At 69.4% G+C, this 17,811-nt stretch carries 19 protein-coding genes; 9 read left to right on the top strand and 10 right to left on the bottom strand.

The features are described from left to right. Positions 1–8: 8 nt before the first annotated feature. A complete protein-coding gene (locus tag Q8A52_RS29750) occupies positions 9–467 on the bottom strand; it encodes a MarR family winged helix-turn-helix transcriptional regulator (RefSeq protein ID WP_316756959.1) in 459 nt (152 codons plus the stop codon). Between the two features lie 145 nt (positions 468–612). Here Q8A52_RS29750 and Q8A52_RS29745 point away from each other — a divergent pair, with 145 nt between their 5' ends. Both Q8A52_RS29745 and Q8A52_RS29740 read left to right on the top strand, forming a co-directional pair. Then, positions 613–1,821, top strand: coding sequence for an MFS transporter (locus Q8A52_RS29745; RefSeq protein ID WP_316756957.1), 1,209 nt, complete (start codon positions 613–615; stop codon positions 1,819–1,821). A 65-nt stretch (positions 1,822–1,886) separates the two neighbouring features. Further along, the gene (locus Q8A52_RS29740; RefSeq protein ID WP_316756955.1) at positions 1,887–2,306 is read left to right on the top strand and encodes a GlcG/HbpS family heme-binding protein; all 420 of its coding nucleotides are present in this window, start codon (positions 1,887–1,889) and stop codon (positions 2,304–2,306) included. Between the two features lie 80 nt (positions 2,307–2,386). On the opposite strand, the gene Q8A52_RS29735 is transcribed toward Q8A52_RS29740, so the two are convergent. After that, the gene (locus Q8A52_RS29735) at positions 2,387–3,253 is read right to left on the bottom strand and encodes a GNAT family N-acetyltransferase (RefSeq protein WP_316756953.1); all 867 of its coding nucleotides are present in this window, start codon (positions 3,251–3,253) and stop codon (positions 2,387–2,389) included. A 151-nt stretch (positions 3,254–3,404) separates the two neighbouring features. On the opposite strand from Q8A52_RS29735, the gene Q8A52_RS29730 reads away from it, so the two are divergent. Beyond that, the gene (locus Q8A52_RS29730; protein WP_316756951.1) at positions 3,405–4,037 is read left to right on the top strand and encodes an HAD family hydrolase; all 633 of its coding nucleotides are present in this window, start codon (positions 3,405–3,407) and stop codon (positions 4,035–4,037) included. Positions 4,038–4,370: 333 nt separating this feature from the next. Further along, entirely contained in the window at positions 4,371–5,879 is a 1,509-nt protein-coding gene (locus Q8A52_RS29725) for a globin domain-containing protein (RefSeq protein ID WP_316756949.1), read from the top strand. 4 nt (positions 5,880–5,883) lie between these two features. On the opposite strand, the gene Q8A52_RS29720 is transcribed toward Q8A52_RS29725, so the two are convergent. The 5 genes from Q8A52_RS29720 to Q8A52_RS29700 form a co-directional block, all read right to left on the bottom strand. Next, the gene (locus Q8A52_RS29720; protein ID WP_316756947.1) at positions 5,884–6,366 is read right to left on the bottom strand and encodes an NUDIX hydrolase; all 483 of its coding nucleotides are present in this window, start codon (positions 6,364–6,366) and stop codon (positions 5,884–5,886) included. 88 nt (positions 6,367–6,454) lie between these two features. Next, positions 6,455–7,360, bottom strand: coding sequence for a LysR family transcriptional regulator (locus Q8A52_RS29715; RefSeq protein ID WP_316756945.1), 906 nt, complete (start codon positions 7,358–7,360; stop codon positions 6,455–6,457). A 227-nt stretch (positions 7,361–7,587) separates the two neighbouring features. After that, on the bottom strand, positions 7,588–8,736 hold the full coding sequence (locus tag Q8A52_RS29710) for a cystathionine gamma-lyase (protein WP_316756943.1): 1,149 nt from the start codon (positions 8,734–8,736) through the stop codon (positions 7,588–7,590). Then, complete coding sequence (locus Q8A52_RS29705) at positions 8,733–9,224, bottom strand: low molecular weight protein-tyrosine-phosphatase (protein ID WP_316756941.1); 492 nt, start codon at positions 9,222–9,224, stop codon at positions 8,733–8,735. Before Q8A52_RS29705 ends, Q8A52_RS29710 begins: the two co-directional genes overlap by 4 nt. Positions 9,225–9,229: 5 nt before the next feature. Further along, positions 9,230–9,610, bottom strand: coding sequence for a phage holin family protein (locus Q8A52_RS29700; RefSeq protein WP_316756939.1), 381 nt, complete (start codon positions 9,608–9,610; stop codon positions 9,230–9,232). Between the two features lie 59 nt (positions 9,611–9,669). On the opposite strand from Q8A52_RS29700, the gene Q8A52_RS29695 reads away from it, so the two are divergent. The 4 genes from Q8A52_RS29695 to Q8A52_RS29680 all read left to right on the top strand — a co-directional run bounded on the left by Q8A52_RS29695 (position 9,670) and on the right by Q8A52_RS29680 (position 11,930). Next, positions 9,670–9,987 (top strand): cupin domain-containing protein, encoded by a 318-nt coding sequence (locus Q8A52_RS29695; protein WP_316756937.1) that lies wholly within the window; start codon positions 9,670–9,672, stop codon positions 9,985–9,987. Positions 9,988–10,121: 134 nt separating this feature from the next. Then, positions 10,122–10,334, top strand: a complete 213-nt coding sequence (locus Q8A52_RS29690) for a DUF5326 family protein (RefSeq protein WP_316756934.1) — start codon at positions 10,122–10,124, stop codon at positions 10,332–10,334. A 196-nt stretch (positions 10,335–10,530) separates the two neighbouring features. Next, the gene (locus Q8A52_RS29685; RefSeq protein WP_408649272.1) at positions 10,531–11,394 is read left to right on the top strand and encodes an IclR family transcriptional regulator; all 864 of its coding nucleotides are present in this window, start codon (positions 10,531–10,533) and stop codon (positions 11,392–11,394) included. Between the two features lie 98 nt (positions 11,395–11,492). Continuing rightward, positions 11,493–11,930, top strand: coding sequence for an SsgA family sporulation/cell division regulator (locus Q8A52_RS29680; protein ID WP_263210561.1), 438 nt, complete (start codon positions 11,493–11,495; stop codon positions 11,928–11,930). A 93-nt stretch (positions 11,931–12,023) separates the two neighbouring features. Here the strand turns inward: Q8A52_RS29680 and Q8A52_RS29675 are convergent, their stop codons facing one another. Next, positions 12,024–13,502 (bottom strand): YibE/F family protein, encoded by a 1,479-nt coding sequence (locus Q8A52_RS29675; RefSeq protein ID WP_316756929.1) that lies wholly within the window; start codon positions 13,500–13,502, stop codon positions 12,024–12,026. Positions 13,503–13,746: 244 nt separating this feature from the next. Here Q8A52_RS29675 and thiC point away from each other — a divergent pair, with 244 nt between their 5' ends. Further along, the gene (gene thiC / locus Q8A52_RS29670; RefSeq protein ID WP_316756927.1) at positions 13,747–15,531 is read left to right on the top strand and encodes a phosphomethylpyrimidine synthase ThiC; all 1,785 of its coding nucleotides are present in this window, start codon (positions 13,747–13,749) and stop codon (positions 15,529–15,531) included. 61 nt (positions 15,532–15,592) lie between these two features. Here the strand turns inward: thiC and Q8A52_RS29665 are convergent, their stop codons facing one another. Both Q8A52_RS29665 and Q8A52_RS29660 read right to left on the bottom strand, forming a co-directional pair. Beyond that, positions 15,593–16,462 (bottom strand): hypothetical protein, encoded by an 870-nt coding sequence (locus tag Q8A52_RS29665; RefSeq protein WP_316756925.1) that lies wholly within the window; start codon positions 16,460–16,462, stop codon positions 15,593–15,595. A gap of 181 nt (positions 16,463–16,643) precedes the next feature. Next, the gene (locus Q8A52_RS29660) at positions 16,644–17,720 is read right to left on the bottom strand and encodes a metallophosphoesterase (RefSeq protein ID WP_316756923.1); all 1,077 of its coding nucleotides are present in this window, start codon (positions 17,718–17,720) and stop codon (positions 16,644–16,646) included. Between the last annotated feature and the right edge of the window lie 91 nt (positions 17,721–17,811).

The following is a 17,811-nucleotide window of genomic DNA, read 5'->3' as shown; positions in this document are numbered from 1 at the left end:
CCCGCACCCTATGCGGGCACGTTCAACGACTCGATGACCCGTACCAGCGGGGCGAGCTCGGGGTTTCTGGCCGCCTCGTCGAGGGCCTCGCGCAGGGCGGCGTCATTGGTCGGACGCGCCTCTTCGAGCAGCTTGAGGCCCGCTTCGGTGACGTTCGTATAGATGCCACGGCGGTCAGTGGGGCACAGATAGCGCTCGAGGAGGCCGCGGTCCTCGAGGCGGGTGACGAGCCGCGTGGTGGCGCTCTGGCTGAGGACGACTGCGTCGGCGACCTGCTTCATCTGCAGATGTCCCCCTTCGCCGTCGTGCTGTCGGCTGAGCACGTCCAGCAGGGAGTACTCGCGCACGCTCAGGTCGTGCTTCGCCTGCAGGGCCCGCTCGATGTGCGCCTCGATCCTCCCGTGCAGCAGGGAGAGGGCACACCAGCCCTGGGCGAGGGCGGTGAGCGCGGGGTCCGTCGCTGTCATTGGCGTTTTCCTCCGTCCCGGAGCGGCTGAAACCCAGGATAGGACAACACCGCGATAGCCCGCGATTGCATATAGCCCGCGTATGCAATTATTGTTGGCGCACGCAAAGCGCTCCTGCAATCATCTGGGAAGGGTGTACCCCCACATGCCTCTCGCGCTTCTGGCCCTCGCGATCGGGGCCTTCGGAATCGGAACGACCGAGTTCGTGATCATGGGCTTGCTGCCCGAGGTCGCGAGTGACTTCGGGGTCTCCGTCCCCACCGCGGGCCTGCTCGTCACGGGCTATGCGATCGGCGTGGTGATCGGCGCCCCGCTGATGACCGCGCTCGGCACCAAGATCTCGCGCAAGCGGATGCTGATGCTGCTGATGGGCCTGTTCATCGCCGGAAACCTGGTGTCCGCCCTCGCCCCCGCCTTCGCTGTCATGCTGATCGGACGGGTGATCGCCTCGCTGGCCCACGGCGCCTTCTTCGGCATCGGCTCGGTCGTCGCGGCCGAACTGGTGGCCCCGGACAAGAAGGCCGGAGCCATCGCGATGATGTTCACCGGTCTGACGGTCGCCAACGTCGTCGGTGTCCCGCTGGGCACGCTCGTCGGCCAGCACGCCGGCTGGCGCGTGACCTTCGGGATCGTCGCCGCCCTCGGCGTCGTCGGCCTGGCGGGCATCGCCAGGCTGGTCCCCGAGTTGTCCAAGCCGGACGGTGTGCATCTGCGCCACGAACTGGCCGCCTTCAAGAACGCCCAAGTCCTGCTCGCCATGGCGATGACCGTCCTGGGCTTCGGCGGTGTCTTCGCGGCCATCACCTACATCGCGCCGATGATGACCCATGTCGCCGGCTTCGCCGACGGCTCCGTCACCTGGCTGCTGGTCCTCTTCGGCCTCGGCATGGTCGGAGGCAACCTCGTCGGCGGCCGGTTCGCCGACCGCGCGCTGATGCCGATGCTGTACGTCTCCCTGGGCGCCCTGGCCGTCGTGCTCGCGCTCTTCACGCTCACCGCGCAGAACAAGATCGCGGCAGCCGTGACCATCGCCCTCATCGGCGCCCTGGGCTTCGCGACCGTCCCGCCGCTGCAGAAGCGCGTCCTCGACCAGGCACACGGCGCACCCACCCTGGCCTCCGCCGTGAACATCGGCGCCTTCAACCTCGGCAACGCCCTCTCCGCCTGGCTCGGCGGCATGGTGATCGCCGCGGGCTTCGGATACACCGCCCCCAACTGGGTCGGCGCCGCACTTGCCGCAGCCGCCCTGGTCCTGGCCGTCCTCTCGGCGGCCCTGGAGCGCCGCGGCAGCGGGCCCTCAGCGGTGGTGGCGGGTGGCACACCCGCCGCGCAGCGGACGGCCGTCCACCACTGAGCCGCACCCTTCACCGAGCCCGCCCCGTGCAGTACTCCAAGCAGCACCCCAGGGAGAAACCCTTCATGAGCACCACCGCCGTCGCCCCGCTCACCACCCACGACGCCGAGATCCTCATCACCGAGGTCCGCCGCGCGGCGGAGGCCGCCGGAGGCACCGTGAGCGTCACCGTGCTGGACGCGGGCGGTCATCTGCTCGCCTTCCGGCGCGACGACCGGGCCGTGCTGATCTCCGGGGAGACCAGCACCCGCAAGGCCTACACGGCACTGCAGCTGAACGCCCCCACCGCGGACCTCGTCGACGCCGTGCAGCCCGGTGGCCTGTTCCACACGTTGCCCACCGCGCTCGACCGGCCGCTGCTGTTCATCGCGGGCGGCATTCCGGTCCATCGCGACGGCCGGCTGATCGGTGCGATAGGCGTCGGCGGAGGTGCTCCGGAGCAGGACCATGGCTTCGCGCTCGCCGCCGTGGACGCGTTCGCCTGATCCCGCGCGTGCCCGGGCGGCAGGGCCGGGCTCCCACCACATGGCGGGAGCCCGGCCTTCGCCGTACGTACGAGCGCTTCTCAGCCCGCCGCGACCGTCAGCGGAGCGAACCGCCAGGTCCAGTCCCCGGGCAGTTCCGTGATGCCGTACGTCATGACGGCGTTGGACGACACGGACCCCAGTCCGCGCTCCTGCGCCCAGGCCATGAGCTCCTCGTGCCGCACATCGATGTCGATGCGGAGCGGACGCTCCGTGTGGGCGGCGAGCGAGGCGATGAGAGCCTTCGCGGTCTCCGTGTCGCGGGCGATCAGCGGGCCGACTACATGGGTGTCCATATTGGGCCAGGCGGCCGTGTACCCGACGATCCGGCCGCTCTCCTCGGCGACGCGCAGCTGGTCGGAGAAGGCGGGCAGGCGCGTGATGATGTGCGTGCGATCGGCGCCGAACACCTCCTCGTCGAGCCGGAGGATCGAGCCGAGGTCCTCGGCGGTGGCCGAGCGCGTCACGACCCGAGGCTCCGGCCCGCCCGGCGTGAAGTGCCCCTGAAGCATCTCCGCCTGTCCGGTGAGCTTGAAACCGAGCTCCTCGTACAGCGGACGGCCGTACGGCGTCGCATGGAGCGTCAGCGGTGTGGTCCCCATCAGCGAGACGACGTGGCGCATCAGCCGGCGGCCGACGCCTTGGCGGGCGTGCTTCTCGGCGACCAGCACCATGCCGATGGCCGCAAGATCCGGCCGATCCCGAGGGCCGTACTCCGTGATGACGCAGGCGGCGACAAGGCCGCCGTCGGGGTCGTCGATGCCGTGGCCCTTCCCGGCCGCGAGGAGGAATCCCCACTTGTGTTCCTCGCGGGGCCACCCCCGGTCCTCTGACAGGTCGGCACAGGCGGTGAGATCGCGAGGCGTCAGTCGGCGGATGGGCAGAGCGGCGAGGGAAGGAGTCGGCACGCAGGTCAGGCTGTCCGACCGGCACCCCTGACGTCCACCTGATTCGGGGGGACGCATGTGCTTTTGGCCACGTCGTGGCCATCTGTACAACGTGCGGTCAAGGCGGGTTGTTTCACGTGAAACATCGGGGACCCGATTAGCCTCGACGCCCATGGCGAGACTTCATCTCTTCGACCTCGATGGCACGTTGCTGCACGGCAGCTCCGCTCCGGTGGAGATTTCACGCCAGCTGGGACTGGAAGCGGAGACAGTGGCGCTCGACCGGGCCATCTCGGAGGGGCGGATAGGTCCGCCGGAGTATGCGACCCGGGTGCATGCGCTGTGGGCCGAGCTGACCGAGGCGCATGTGGTCGCGGCCTTTGACGGGGCTCCCTGGCTGGCTCGGATTCGTGAGGTGTGGGCGGAGATCAGAAACGCGGGTGAGTACTGCGCGGTGGTGTCGCTCTCGCCTTCGTTCTTCGTCGAGCGGCTCTTGGACTGGGGTGCGCATGCGGCGTTCGGATCCCGTTTCCCCGCCGTGCCGTTCACCGAGCCCGTGGACCCGGCCGGAGCGCTCAGCGCCGCGGCCAAGGTGCGGATCGCGGATGGACTGTGCCAGAAGTTCGGGGTGAGCCGGGCCGACTGCATCGCCTATGGCGACTCGATGTCGGACAGGGACCTGTTCGCAGTGGTGCCGGTATCCGTGGCGGTCAATGGGGACGGGTGTCTTGCCGGTCTTGCGACGCACTCCTACACGGGGCGAGATTTGTGGGACGCCTATGAATTGGCGTGCGGTGCACGGTAGTTGAAGGAACCCATGGTTTGCGGCCTGAAGAACCGGTGGGGGAGCAAGGGGGGACTTGTGTGGACGGCGACGGCCGGTAGGGTCGACTCCGGTTCACGTCCGGGGTGAGGCGCAGACATCCCGTACGTGCCGAGAGCAGGGCATTGCAGCCTAACGGGACGGAGAGATCGAAGAACCGTATTTCCGGTTACGTGGCCGAGGTGCCCGCTCGGGGTGCGATGCTGCGGGTTGAATGCGGCCGTATGGGCTCTTTGGCCGGAACCGGAAAGGGAAGCCGTCCGCGAGGGAAAGCAGGCACCTTCCGATCCAGGAAGTGCGCACACCGACCGAGAGATGTTCGAGGCGAGGCACACCATGGACGCTCCGACCACCACGTCGGCGGACAACGGAAGGGCCGGCGGGGGCGGCTGGTTCATGCCGCGCAAGGCGCCGCCGGATGCGTCGCCCACCGATGAGCGGGAGACGGACCAGGGCCGTCCTCCGGCGGCGGCGCGGCCGACGGGCCCGCCCCCTACGGAGGGCCCTCCACGCCCTCCCGCGGACGCTCACGGCCCCGGGGCAGGGACCGACCGCCCCGCCCCCATGAGCGGAGCCCCGGCGGCTCAGGAGCGAATACCGCCGTACGGACCCCCCGCCCCCGCGCCCGCCGACGCGCGGACCGCTTCGGCCTCACCGCCCTTCGAGCAGGAGGTGCGCGACCAGCACCCCGCCCCCGTGACCCGGGAGGCCTCGCCGGACGCCGTCCTCGTCCGCCGCACCATGGCCGAGGTCGCTCCCGTCGCCGACAAGGTCACCTCGTACTTCTACGCGCTTCTCTTCGTCCGCCACCCGGACCTGCGCTCCCTGTTCCCGGCCGCGATGGACACCCAGCGGGACCGGCTGCTCAGAGCCCTGCTCACCGCGGCCGAGCACATCGACAACACGCCCGTCCTCGTGGACTATCTGCAGAACCTCGGCCGCGGCCACCGGAAGTACGGCACACGGGCCGAGCACTACCCGGCCGTCGGCGAGTGCCTCATCGGCGCGCTCGGCAAGTACGCCTCCGCCGTCTGGGACGCGGAGACCGAGGCGGCCTGGGTGCGGACGTACACGACGATCTCCCAGGTCATGATCGACGCGGCGGCCGCGGACGAGCTGCGCGCTCCCGCCTGGTGGTACGCGGAAGTCGTCAGCCACGACCTCAGGACGCCGGACGTCGCCGTCATCAATGTCCGCCCCGGCCAGCCCTACCCGTTTCTCGCCGGGCAGTACACGAGCCTGGAGACGCCCTGGTGGCCGCGGATCTGGCGGCACTACTCCTTCGCCTCCGCGCCCCGCCCGGACGGACTGCTGACGTTCCATGTGAAGGCCGTGCCCGCGGGCTGGGTCTCCAATGCGCTGGTGCACCGCGCCCGTCCCGGTGACGTCATCCGGCTCGGCCCGCCCACCGGTTCGATGACCGTCGATCACACCACCGACAGCGGTCTGCTCTGTCTGGGCGGCGGCACCGGCATCGCCCCCATCAAGGCGCTGATCGAGGACGTCGCCGAGCACGGAGAGCGCCGCCCGGTCGAGGTGTTCTACGGCGCCCGCACCGACCATGACCTCTACGACATCGACACCATGCTCCGGCTCCAGCAGGCCCATCCATGGCTCTCGGTCCGAGCGGTCATCGACCAGCAGGCGCGCCTCCAGCTCCCGGATGCCGTAAGGGAATACGGCCCGTGGATCGAGTACGACGCCTATCTCTCGGGCCCGCCCGGAATGATCCGCAGCGGTGTCGACGCGCTGCGGGACGCCGGCATCCCGTCGGAGCGCATACGGCACGACTCGGTCGAGGAACTCGTCGTCGTCGGGGACTGACCGGTCAGCCGAGGTCGGGGGCGTGCATGGCGCGTACGCCCTCGATGTTGCCGTCCAGATAGTGCCGCAGCGACAGCGGGACGAGATGGACGGAGGCGATGCCGACCCGGGTGAACGGCACGCGGACGATCTCGTACTCGCCGGCGGGCTCCTCCACTTCGGGGCCGTGGCGCAGGGCCGGGTCCATGGACTCCAGCCGGCAGACGAAGAAGTGCTGCACCTTCACGCCGGTCGCGCCGCCGTCCTCACCGATGTGCTCCACGGTGTCCACGAAGCAGGGCACCACGTCGGTGATCTTGGCGCCGAGCTCCTCGTACACCTCGCGGTGCAGGGCGTCGACGACGGTCGTGTCCTCCGGCTCGACCCCGCCACCGGGAGTGACCCAGTAGGGATCGACACCGGGCTTGGTGCGCTTGATCAGGATCAGGTCGTCGCCGTCCAGGAGGACGGCACGGGCGGTGCGCTTGACCACGGGTCGGACGGTCATGGAGGAAATGTGGCCCGGCTGGTTCCACGTGAAACATCACAAACTGCCACCGCCCCACCGCATGGCGTGATCCGCGCGACGGGGGCACTCAGCCCCAGTCCGCGGCCGCCCGCTGGAGCCACTCGTACGCCCGCGCGACATGGGGCATGGCGAGCGTGCCGGTGCGTACCACCAGGAAGTACGTCCGCAGGGGCGGCACCGCGGGGTCGTGGAGGGCGACAACCTCTCCGAGGTCGAGGGCGGGGGCACACAGATAGCGCGGAAGGACCGCGAGCCCCGCGCCCGCGATCGCGCAGGCGAGGACGGCACGCAGATCAGGAACGATGACGGTGCCCGAGGCGGCCGGGCGGGAGTCGAAGACGGAGGCCCAGTAGCGGGAGACGAAGGGCAGCGACTCATGGACCTCGACGACGGGCAGGTTCCCCAGGGCAGGGGCGCCCTTGCGGCGCAGCACACCGGAGCCGATCTGCGCGGCCCAGCGCGGGGCTGCGATCAGTACATGCTCCTCGTCGCAGAGCGCAGTCGCCGTGAGCAGCGCGCCGCGCGGGCGGGCCGTACTGATGGCCAGATCATGATGTCCGGCGGCCAGCCCCTCCAGGGTCTCCTCCGCGTTCCCGAAGGAGGCGCGCAGCGCGAAACTCTGGCCGTCCTCGCCGGTGAGCTCCGTGAGGACGGGCAGTGCACGCTCCGCGGTGAACTCGGGCGGACCGGCTAGATGCAGGGTGCGCAGCGAGGACTCGTCGTCGAGTCCCGTCTCGGTGATCTCCACCAGGGCGTCGAGGTGCGGCGCGGCCTTGTGGGCGAGCTCGTCGCCGATGGTCGTCGGAGTCACGCCGCGGGCCTGCCGCAGGAACAGCGGGCGGCCCAGCTGTCTTTCCAGGGTGCGGATCTGTGAGGTGACGGCCGGCTGTGAGAGGCCGAGCAGGGCGGCTGCGCGGGTGAAGGAGCCGGCCCGGTGCACGGTCACGAAAGTGCGCAGCAAGGCCAGATCCATGGCACGCCCTCCCCTTTCCCTGCCTTTCTCCGGCCCCCAGGCAGGGCCCAACTATAAATAAGTCGATAGGTCTCTGTCGCTACCGTGATTGGACACTGACACAGAGTCAACTAGCCTTGTTCGCGCGGTTCTTCGCGCGCGGAACCGGGACGGTCCGAGCCACGAGGGGGGAGGCTCGGACCGTCCGTTGTGCGTAGCCGGACCCCGAGCGGGCGTCCCCGATCAGGTCAGTCCGCCGACGCGTCGAGCGCCCGGAGCACATCCGCCACCAGATCCTCGGCGTCCTCGGCGCCGACCGACAGCCGGATGAAGCCCTCCGGCACCGGATCCCCGCCCCAGCGCCGCCGCCGCTCCGCGGTGGACCGCACCCCGCCGAAGCTCGTCGCGTCGTCCACGAGCCGCAGCGCCCGGAGGAAACGCTCGGCACGCGCGCGCGAGGGCAGCGTGAAGGAGACCACACACCCATAGCGCCGCATCTGCTGCGAGGCGGTCTTGTGCGAGGGGTCGTCGGGCAGACCGGGATACCGCAGCCCGGTCACCTCGGGCCGCTCGCGCAGGGCCTGCGCGAGCGCGAGGGCGGTGGCGTTCTGCCGGTCCACGCGCAGCTGGAGCGTGGCGATGGAGCGGTGCGCCAGCCAGGCCTCCATGGGCCCGGCGATCGCCCCGACGATTTTGCGCCAGCGGCGTACGGCGGCCATCGCCTCGGCGTCACGGCCGGCGACGTACCCCAGAAGGATGTCCCCGTGCCCGGTGAGCTGCTTGGTGCCGCTGGCCACGGAGAAGTCGGCGCCCAGCTCCAGCGGCCGCTGCCCGAGCGGCGTGGCGAGGGTGTTGTCGACGGCGACCAGGGCGCCACGCGCGTGTGCAGCCTCGGCGAGCCGTCGGATGTCGCACACGTCGAGCCCCGGGTTGGACGGGGATTCGATCCACAGCAGCTTCGCCCCGTCCAGAACCTCCAGCTGGGCGTCGCCGCCGGTCGGCGCGGTACGCACCTCGATGCCGTAGGCCTCCAGCTGGGCGCGCACCATGGGCAGCACCTGGTAGCCGTCGCTCGGCAGCACCACGGCGTCCCCGGCGCGCAGCTGGGAGAACAGCACCGCGGAGACGGCGGCCATGCCGGAGGCGAACACAAGGGTTTCGACGCCCTCCTGCCCGGGCGCCTCCAGCTCGCCGACGGCGCGCTCCAGCAGGGTCCACGTCGGGTTGTCGTCACGGCCGTAGGCGTACGGACCCGCCACCTCGCCCGGCAGATGGAAGTGCGCGGCAAAGACGGGACCGGGCAGGGTCGGTTCGTGCTTGACCGGTTCGGGCAGCCCGGCGCGCACCGCGCGGGTGCCGTCACCCGCGCGGCCGTCGTCCGTCGCGGAATCGCTCATGCGGCCCGTCCCTCCACCTGCTCGCGTACCGCGGCGAGCAGCCCCGTGCTCGCCGCCTCCACCATCTCAAGGCACTCCTCGAAGCCGTCCGGACCGCCGTAGTACGGGTCCGGTACATCGAGGTCCTCGCCTGCGGCGGGGTCGTACGAGCGAAGCAGCCGCACCTTGAGTGCGTCCTCCTCCGTGGGCGCCAGACGGCGCAGGGCCTTGAGATGGCCGGCGTCGAGGGCGATCACGAGGTCGAGGCGCGAGAACCACGAGGCCCGGAACTGGCGGGCCGTGTGGTCGGCGTCGTAGCCGTGTTCCTCCAGGACGGAGACGGTGCGCGGGTCCGCGCCGTCGCCCTCGTGCCAGCCGCCGGTGCCGGCGCTGTCGATCTCGACCAGGTCCGCCAGGTCCGCCTCCGCCACGCGCGCGCGGAAGACGGATTCGGCCATCGGGGAGCGACAGATGTTGCCGGTGCAGACGAAGCAGACGCGGTACGCCATCGGGGTCAGTCCTTGCCGTCGGGCAGGACGACGTTCAGCGCCCAGGAGACGATCGAGATGATCAGGCCGCCGACGACGGCGGTCCAGAAGCCCTCCACGTGGAAGCTCAGGTCGAGCTTGCCGCTCAGCCACGAGGTCAGCATCAGCATCAGCGCGTTGACCACCAGGGTGATCAGGCCGAGGGTCAGGATGAACAGCGGGAAGGTCAGGATCTTCACGACCGGCTTCACCAGCCAGTTCACCAGGCCGAAGAGCAGGGCGACCACTATCAGCGTGCCGATCTTCTTGCCCGTGCTGTCACCGGTCAGAGTGATCTTGTCGAGCAGCCATACGGCGACCGCCAGGGCCCCGGCGTTGGCGATCGTCTTGACTACGAAATTCTTCATGTGTCTGATCGTGGCAGACGTGACCGGATCTGAGCAGTGAGCAAGGGCGGGCAAGTGCGATGAAGGCATTCCGGCTGGACGAACTGGAGGCGGAGCGTGCCGCCAACGAGGGGGCCTACCTTCAGTTTCTGCGGGAGCGCAACATGTCGGTCGGCCTCTACGCCCTCAACGCGGGCGAGCACGACCCTCAGAAGCCCCACAACCAGGACGAGGTGTACTTCGTCGTGAGCGGCCGTGCGTCGATCACGGTGGGCATGGAGACGACCCAGGTCGCACGCGGCAGCGTGGTGTACGTGCCCGCCGGGGTGGCCCACAAGTTCCACCACATCAGCGAGGACCTCAGGGTCCTGGTGGTCTTCTCTCCCCCTGAGGCTTGATCCCGCACCTCAGGGTTCCCTAGGGGAACCGTCAGGGGAGGACAAGGGGTGCGAGGCCCCCGCCGGGCCCCCTGGCGGCTCTAGCATCGAGTGCAAGACATCGAGAACGCACAAGACCGCAAAGGACGAGGGCAATGCGAGAGATCTTCACGGGACTGCCGTGGTGGGTGAAGTGGATCGCGGTGCCGGTCATCGCCCTGGTCGTGTTCGGCGGGCTGATAGCCAGCGTGGTCGGATTCGTGGTCTACCTGCTCTTCAAGGTCCTGATCTTCGTCGCTCTGGTCGGCGGACTGATCTACATCGTGCGGAAGTTCATCTCGGGTTCCTCGTCGCGCAGCGACTGGTGAGGGCCGTGGGAAACGGGTGGCGGTAACAGGAATCGCCTGTTCCCTCGGGCGAGCGAAGTTTTCCGGGCAGGCCGTCTGACAGCGGTGGCGGGCGGTTAAAGTCCGGAATTCGACGCGGGGCCCAGCCCCGCGGGCGGCGCACACCCCACCCGTGTTCCTCCGCACGGGCTGCCCCCTCGCGCTTCGGGAGTGAACCTTGGCCACGGCTGACACCGCACCCGCAGTACCGCACGCACCCCCTGCACGGCCGCGCTCCTCCACACCCCCCGTGCAGCGGCCGACCTCCGCGGCGGTCCCCGAGCAGCCGCACTCCGCGACCACCCTCATCGGATCCGTGCAACGGGCGATGCGCCTGCTGGAAACGGTTGCCGAGCACGAGTACGGCGCTCCTGCCAAGCAACTGGCCCGCGAGACCGGTCTGGCGCTCCCGACGGCCTACCACCTGCTGCGCACCCTCGTGCACGAGGGCTATCTCCGCCGTGACAAAGGCCTGTTCTTCCTCGGTGAGGCGGCCGAGCGGCTGGGCAGCAGCGGGGCGCAGCAGAAACGTCGCAGCGCGGTCGCGGCCGTACTCGCGCAATGGCGCGATTCCATCGGTGTACCGGTGTACTACGCGATGTACCGGGACGGCGAGATCGAGGTCATGTGCGTCTCCGACTCCCCGGGCACCCCGGCGGTCGAGGAGTGGGCCGACTTCCGCGAAACCGGGCATGCGCACGCGATCGGGCAGTGTCTGCTGTCCCAGATGGACGAGGCCGCCCGCCGCGACCACCTCGACCGCTACCCGGTGCAGCCGCTCACCCCGTACACCGTGCGCGACGGGCAGAGCCTGCTGCGGCGCCTCGACCGGATGCGCCGGATGGAGCCCGTGACGGAGCGGCAGGAGTACGCGCTCGGGACGGTCTGCGCGGCGATCCCGATCACGGTCGGCACCACGGCGGCCACGATGGCCCTTTCCCTGCCCGCCCACCAGGCGGACCGGCTGCTGCCCGCGGCCCGGCAACTGCAGGCGGAGGTCGGCCGGCATCTAGGGACACTGGCGATCTCTATCAGTATCTGAAAACTCACTCCTTGTGATCTCCCGTGTACTTTCTGCAAGATTTGACCAGCGTCAAAGGAATCAATCCGGCCAGTCGGTGTCATAAGACGGGGTAGGCGATGCGCGAGTCCGTGCAGGCAGAGGTCATGATGAGCTTTCTCGTGTCCGAGGAGCTCTCCTTTCGCATTCCGGTGGAGTTGCGTTACGAGACCTGTGACCCCTATGCCGTACGGCTGACCTTCCATCTGCCCGGAGATGCCCCGGTGACCTGGGCCTTCGGGCGCGAGCTGCTGATCGACGGGGTGGGCCGGCCGTGCGGGGACGGCGATGTGCACATCGCGCCTGCCGACACGGACGTGCTGGGAGAGGTGTTGATCCGGCTTCAGGTCGGTGGCGACCAGGCGGTGTTCCGTTCCTCGGCGCCGCCACTGGTGGCCTTCCTGGACCGTACGGACAAGCTGGTGCCGCTCGGCCAGGAGGGGGCGCTCGCCGACTTCGACGCCCACCTCGACGAGGCCCTGGACCGCATCCTGGCCGAGGAGCAGAGCGCCGGCTGACGCGCTACGGCACGCAGGGCGAGGCGCCCCACAACGACGTGCGGGGCGCTGCAGTAACGCTTCTCCTCATAGGTCACCGGTTCTGCCGGAGCGTCACCTCTTGCGGCGCCGGCCCCTTCCACCGCGCGCCGCGGCCGGCCGGACCTCAGCCGGCTTCTCCGCGCCTTGTCCCGGCCGGTCGGCCGACACCACCAGGGCGGCCAGGGCTGTGGTGACCGGCACCGAGGCGACCAGGCCGATCGAGCCCACCAGCGTGCGCACGATCTCCTCCGCGACCAGTTCGCTGTTGGCGACGGTCGTCACACTGCTCTGCGCGATCGAGAAGAGCAGCAGCAGCGGCAGCGCGGCACCGGCATAGGCGAGTACGAGCGTGTTGACGACGGACGCGATGTGGTCACGGCCGATGCGGATGCCCGCCCGGTACAGCCCGCGCCAGCCCATCGACGGATTGGCCTCGTGCAACTCCCACACGGCCGAGGTCTGGGTCACGGTCACGTCGTCCAGGACGCCGAGCGAACCGATGATGACGCCGGCCAGCAGCAGACCGCTCATGTCGATCGACGGATACAGGCCATGGATGAGACCGGTGTTGTCGTCGGTGTTGCCCGTCAGCGCGGCCCAGTCGATGAACTCCGAGCCCAGGATGCCGATCAGCAGCAGCGACACCAGCGTGCCGAGCACCGCGACCGATGTGCGGGCCGACAGGCCGTGGCACATGTAGAGCGCGATCAGCATGATGGCACTCGCCCCCACCACCGCCACGACCAGTGGGTTCGAGCCCTGCAAGATTGCGGGCAGGATGAAGAACGTCAGCACCATGAAGCTGACGGCCAGTGCGACCAGCGCCATGACGCCGCGCAACCGGCCCACCACCACGACGGCGAGCGCGAAGATGCCGGCGAGCAGCGCCATCGGGAACTTCCGGTTCACATCGGTGACCGAGTACTGCAGGTCCTTGGGCGCCGAGGGCTCGTACGCGACCACGACCTTCTCGCCCTCGTGCAACTGCCGTGACTGGTCCGGCTGCACGATCTCCGTGAACGTACGGCCCTTGTCCTTGCCGGTGTCGACCCGGATCGTCGCCTTCTTGCAGGTGCCGCTCGCCTGCTGCTGAGCGGAGTTGCCCTCGGCGGTGGAGGTGTCGCCCGTCGGGGTCTCCCCCGAGGCGTTCACCGACTTGCAGCTCACCTCTACGACCGTGGTGACCGCGGCCTGCTGAGTCTGCCGGTCGAAGCCGACTCCCGTGCGCTGATGCGGCGGGGCTCCACCGGGCCAGAGCACGACGAGCCCGACCACGACCGCCGCGGTGAACGGGATCAGGATCGCGGCAATGACCTTGCGCAGGTGCTTGGAGACGGGCGCGGCGGGGCCATGGCTGTGACTGTGCGAGTGGCCGTGGCCGCCGCTGAATCCGGAACCGTGCCCATGTCCCTGAGCCTGTCCATGGCCGTGCCCGTGGTGGTTCTCATCACCGGCACCGTGGCCCTCGTGGTCGTGTCCGCCGCGCTGTCCGGGGCCGGGTCGGCGCGGCGGCTCCGGCGGCGGGAACGGGTACTGCTGGGTCGTGGTCACCGCCCGATCATCGCAAGAACGGCAGGGGCCCTCTGTTCACCGCGGCCGAATTGACGCTAGCGTGGAGGCACCTTTGCACACGCGGGAGCTCGGAGCACCGGGCTGAGAGGGCGCTGACCTCCGTATGCGCGACGTTTCACGTGGAACAGAGTGATGTTTCACATGAAACGCCGACCGAGACGGAAACCGCTGCGTCGACCGCTGAACCTGTTACCGGGTAATGCCGGCGTAGGGAGTAGGTCTCATGACCAACAAGGACGTACGCACGCCTGCCTCCATGCAGAACTCTGCCGATGGTGAGGCCGGGAAGTCCATCGGCTGGCACAAGGGGTATGTCGAGGGCTCACGCCCCGATGTACGCGTGCCGGTTCGTCAGGTGCACCTCACCAACGGGCAGTCGGTCACGCTGTACGACACCTCCGGGCCGTACACCGATCCACTCGTCGAGACAGACGTCCGCAGGGGCCTACCGCCGCTGCGGGAGAACTGGATCATCACCCGTGGCGACACCGAGGAGTACGCGGGCCGTCCCGTCCGTCCCGAGGACGACGGGATCAAGCACACCTCTCCTCGCGGTGGTCTGCGCAACCTCGACGCGGTCTTCCCCGGACGCCCGCGTCTGCCGCGCCGCGGCCGCGACGGCACGGCGGTCACCCAGCTCGCGTATGCGCGCCGGGGCGAGATCACGCCGGAGATGAAGTTCGTGGCCGTCCGGGAGAACGTTGCTCCCGAGGTCGTCCGCGAGGAGATCGCGGCAGGCCGGGCTGTGCTGCCCGCCAACGTGAACCACCCGGAGATCGAGCCGATGATCATCGGCAAGCGGTTCCTGGTGAAGGTCAACGCCAACATCGGCAACTCCGCGGTGACGTCCTCCATCGAGGAGGAGGTCGAGAAGATGACCTGGGCGACCCGCTGGGGCGCCGACACGGTCATGGACCTGTCCACCGGCCGCAACATCCACACGACCCGCGAGTGGGTGCTGCGCAACTCCCCCGTCCCCATCGGCACGGTGCCGCTCTATCAGGCCCTGGAGAAGGTCGACGGCAGGGCCGAGGAGCTGACCTGGGAGATCTACAAGGACACGGTCATCGAGCAGGCCGAGCAGGGCGTGGACTACATGACGGTCCACGCGGGCGTCCGCCTGCCGTACGTCCCGCTCACCGCGAACCGCAAGACCGGCATCGTCTCGCGCGGCGGCTCGATCATGGCGGCCTGGTGCCTCGCGCACCACAAGGAGTCGTTCCTGTACGAGAACTTCGAGGAACTCTGCGAGATCCTCGCCGCCTACGACGTCACGTACTCGCTGGGCGACGGCCTTCGGCCGGGCTCGATCGCCGACGCCAACGACGAGGCGCAGTTCGCGGAACTCCGGACGCTCGGGGAACTCAACCGGATCGCGAAGCGTTTCAATGTGCAGACCATGATCGAGGGCCCGGGGCACGTCCCGATGCACAAGATCAAGGAGAACATCGACCTTCAGCAGGAGATCTGCGATGAGGCTCCGTTCTATACGCTCGGCCCGCTGACGACGGACGTCGCGCCGGCGTACGACCACATCACCTCCGGCATCGGTGCCGCGATGATCGCCTGGTGGGGCACGGCCATGCTCTGCTATGTCACGCCCAAGGAGCACTTGGGCCTGCCCAACCGTGACGACGTCAAGACCGGCGTCATCACCTACAAGATCGCCGCCCACGCAGCCGACCTCGCCAAGGGGCACCCCGGTGCGCAGGAGTGGGACGACGCGCTGTCCGACGCTCGCTTCGAGTTCCGGTGGGAGGACCAGTTCAACCTCGCCCTGGACCCGGACACGGCACGGGAGTTCCACGACGAGACCCTGCCGGCGGAACCGGCCAAGACCGCTCACTTCTGCTCGATGTGCGGGCCGAAGTTCTGCTCGATGAAGATCTCCCAGGACATCCGGCGTGAACACGGCGGCAGCCGGGCGGAGGTCGAGGAGGGCATGGCTCAGAAGTCGAAGGAGTTCGCGGCCGCGGGCAACCGGGTCTATCTGCCGATCGCCGACTGATCCGGCGGCCGCTCCGTCGCCGGTTGTCCGGCTTGCGCCCCGCCCGGGGCGCAAGCCGGGGCTATTCCGGCTGGTGTTCCGGGCCTCCGAAGTCCGGGCTCGTGTAGTCCGGGCTCGTGAAGCTCGGGCGTGGGCCCGGGGCGGAGCCGTCGTCGGGGCTGCTGAAGCCCGGACGGTCGTAGCCGAGGCGCGGCATGCGGCCGGTCGGCGCCGGTGGGGCCGTGCGGTGCAGTGCGGTCGTGCCGGGGTCGGCGAGCGCGTTCCTCAGGAAGGGCAGGATGCCGCGCTCCAGCAGGGCATCTCGCCAGGCTTCCCTGGCCCGGGCCACTTCCCCGTTCGCCTCGCCGTAGGCTCCGGCATCCAGCGAGGGACTGTTGCGCAGGGCGGTGAGCAGCAGCCCGACCGCGGCCACGAGGATCGCGGCCGCGGTCATGGCGCCGAACACCCATCCCGCGGTCAGCATGGTCTGGGCGAAGGCCGGCTCGGGGTCCAGCATCTTCAGGATGTAGCCGACGAGAAGGAATATCGCCGCGGCGGTTCCGGCGAGGACGGGGGCGAGGACCGCGACGACGGCGACGGCGCCCGCGCCAGTGGTCTCGGCCGCCTCGCCGAGGGTGGTGGCGAGCCCCATCGCGCCCGCGACGCCCGGCTCACCGGAGCCGGTTTCACCGCTGGACGACGGGGTGGACGGCGCCGGTTGGCGCAGTTCCTCGCGGACCTTCACGTAGTGCTGGTACTCGGTCGCCGCGGCCGCCGTGATGAGTGTGGTGGCGTTGAGCGCCATGGTGCGCAGCTGTTCGGTGTTCAGCCGCTGTCCTACAGCGGCCAGTTCCGGGCGGTGTGGTGCGGAGCGCAGCGCCTCATCGAGGATCCGCTCGTATTCCTGGCGGTCCTCGCTGTGCAGGTGCTGCGGAACGCTGTTCATGTGCATCCCCCGATGCTCCGTAGGGCTTGGGGCTCGCACGCCGGCGAGCCGTCGGGCAGAAACGGAGGGGAGCCTGCTACGGATAAGCCGATGGTAGAGCCGCGACGGCACGCGGTGACAGGGGGTTGCCAGAAATTGGATGCTGGCCTGCACATACGCCGTCGGGGGACGCCTGCCCGTCGAACGGTCAGTTATCCAGGGGAAGTTGCTGGACCAGCAGCTTTCCGGCCATGGTCACACCGCCGTCCATGGCGATGGCCAGGCCGTCCGCGTAGACGTGCGGCCCTTCGACCACGGGCCCTGCATCCTCCTCGCCGTCCTCCGATCCGACCTCGCCCAGCAGGTACGGAATGGGGCTGTGGCCGTGAACGATGCGCGTGCCGCCGTACGTATCGAGGAGGGAGCGCACGGCGTCGGCGCCGCCCTCGTCGCGGAAGGAGAAGCGCTTGGTGAACTTGCGGAACAGGTCCCAGCATTCGTCCGCGTCGTTGCGCGTGAGCGTCTCGCGGACGGTGTCGTTGACCGCCTCGATCGAGTCGCCGTAGTCCAGGTAGGCGGTGGTGTCGGAGTGGACGAGCAGATAGCCGTCGACCTCCTCGACGGCGTCGAGGCGGGCCATCCACTGCAGATGGTGGTCCTGGAGACGGTCCATGTCGGTCTTCTGGCCGCCGTTGAGCAGCCAGGCCGCCTGGAAGGTGGCGGTGCCCGCGCCGGAGTTGACGGGAGTGTCGCCGAACCGCTTGGCGCCGAGCAGCAGGAGTTCGTGGTTGCCCATGAGCGCCTTGCAGTAGCCGCCGGCCGCGGCGGCCTCGGCGGACAGCCGCATCACCAGGTCGATGACGCCGATGCCGTCCGGGCCGCGGTCGGTGAAGTCGCCGAGGAACCACAGCCGGGCGGTACCCGCGCACCACTGGCCGGCCGAGTCGATCAGGCCCTTCTCCTGGAGGGCGGCGATCAGGTCGTCGAGATAGCCGTGCACGTCTCCGACGACATACAGCGGGCCCGTGCCGGTGGTCTGTCGCGGGGCCGGTGCGGCCGCCGGTTCGACGGGCACCTGCAGCGTGTCGCCCCGGTTGATGACGGGCAGGTCGCGCTGGGTGGGCGTGTACCCCTCCGGGTAGCCCTCTTCCACGGGGGCGACGGTGTTGCCGGGGTGGGTGTTGTGGGCATACGGACCGGTCTCGTGGACGTACCCGGGTACCCGGAAGTCGCGCAACGTCGCCGTCCGCTCCACCTCGGGTCCCTGACCGGCCCCCTGAGTCATCAGACCCCTCCACCATCGCGCCGCATCTGCACCGGTTCGGACTGCCTGGTCGCAGCGGCCCGCGGTGTCGTGGGCCCATCATAGGAATGCG

Origin of the sequence: Streptomyces herbicida (assembly GCF_032656585.1) — a bacterium.
Taxonomy (GTDB): domain Bacteria; phylum Actinomycetota; class Actinomycetes; order Streptomycetales; family Streptomycetaceae; genus Streptomyces; species Streptomyces herbicida.
The sequence above is the reverse complement of the archived record's forward strand: the minus strand, read 5'-3'. Positions and strand labels throughout refer to the sequence as shown.

Excerpts from the sequence above, each read along its gene's own strand:
- Q8A52_RS29750 (WP_316756959.1), bottom strand. The coding sequence starts at position 467 with ATGACAGCGACGGACCCCGCGCTCACCGCCCTCGCCCAGGGCTGGTGT.
- Q8A52_RS29720 (WP_316756947.1), bottom strand. The coding sequence starts at position 6,366 with ATGACCGTCCGACCCGTGGTCAAGCGCACCGCCCGTGCCGTCCTCCTG.
- Q8A52_RS29680 (WP_263210561.1), top strand. The coding sequence starts at position 11,493 with ATGCGCGAGTCCGTGCAGGCAGAGGTCATGATGAGCTTTCTCGTGTCC.
- Q8A52_RS29705 (WP_316756941.1), bottom strand. The coding sequence starts at position 9,224 with ATGGCGTACCGCGTCTGCTTCGTCTGCACCGGCAACATCTGTCGCTCC.
- Q8A52_RS29690 (WP_316756934.1), top strand. The coding sequence starts at position 10,122 with ATGCGAGAGATCTTCACGGGACTGCCGTGGTGGGTGAAGTGGATCGCG.
- Q8A52_RS29725 (WP_316756949.1), top strand. The coding sequence starts at position 4,371 with ATGTTCGAGGCGAGGCACACCATGGACGCTCCGACCACCACGTCGGCG.
- thiC (WP_316756927.1), top strand. The coding sequence starts at position 13,747 with ATGACCAACAAGGACGTACGCACGCCTGCCTCCATGCAGAACTCTGCC.
- Q8A52_RS29710 (WP_316756943.1), bottom strand. The coding sequence starts at position 8,736 with ATGAGCGATTCCGCGACGGACGACGGCCGCGCGGGTGACGGCACCCGC.
- Q8A52_RS29740 (WP_316756955.1), top strand. The coding sequence starts at position 1,887 with ATGAGCACCACCGCCGTCGCCCCGCTCACCACCCACGACGCCGAGATC.
- Q8A52_RS29665 (WP_316756925.1), bottom strand. The coding sequence starts at position 16,462 with ATGCACATGAACAGCGTTCCGCAGCACCTGCACAGCGAGGACCGCCAG.
- Q8A52_RS29715 (WP_316756945.1), bottom strand. The coding sequence starts at position 7,360 with ATGGATCTGGCCTTGCTGCGCACTTTCGTGACCGTGCACCGGGCCGGC.
- Q8A52_RS29660 (WP_316756923.1), bottom strand. The coding sequence starts at position 17,720 with ATGACTCAGGGGGCCGGTCAGGGACCCGAGGTGGAGCGGACGGCGACG.
- Q8A52_RS29695 (WP_316756937.1), top strand. The coding sequence starts at position 9,670 with ATGAAGGCATTCCGGCTGGACGAACTGGAGGCGGAGCGTGCCGCCAAC.
- Q8A52_RS29700 (WP_316756939.1), bottom strand. The coding sequence starts at position 9,610 with ATGAAGAATTTCGTAGTCAAGACGATCGCCAACGCCGGGGCCCTGGCG.
- Q8A52_RS29745 (WP_316756957.1), top strand. The coding sequence starts at position 613 with ATGCCTCTCGCGCTTCTGGCCCTCGCGATCGGGGCCTTCGGAATCGGA.
- Q8A52_RS29730 (WP_316756951.1), top strand. The coding sequence starts at position 3,405 with ATGGCGAGACTTCATCTCTTCGACCTCGATGGCACGTTGCTGCACGGC.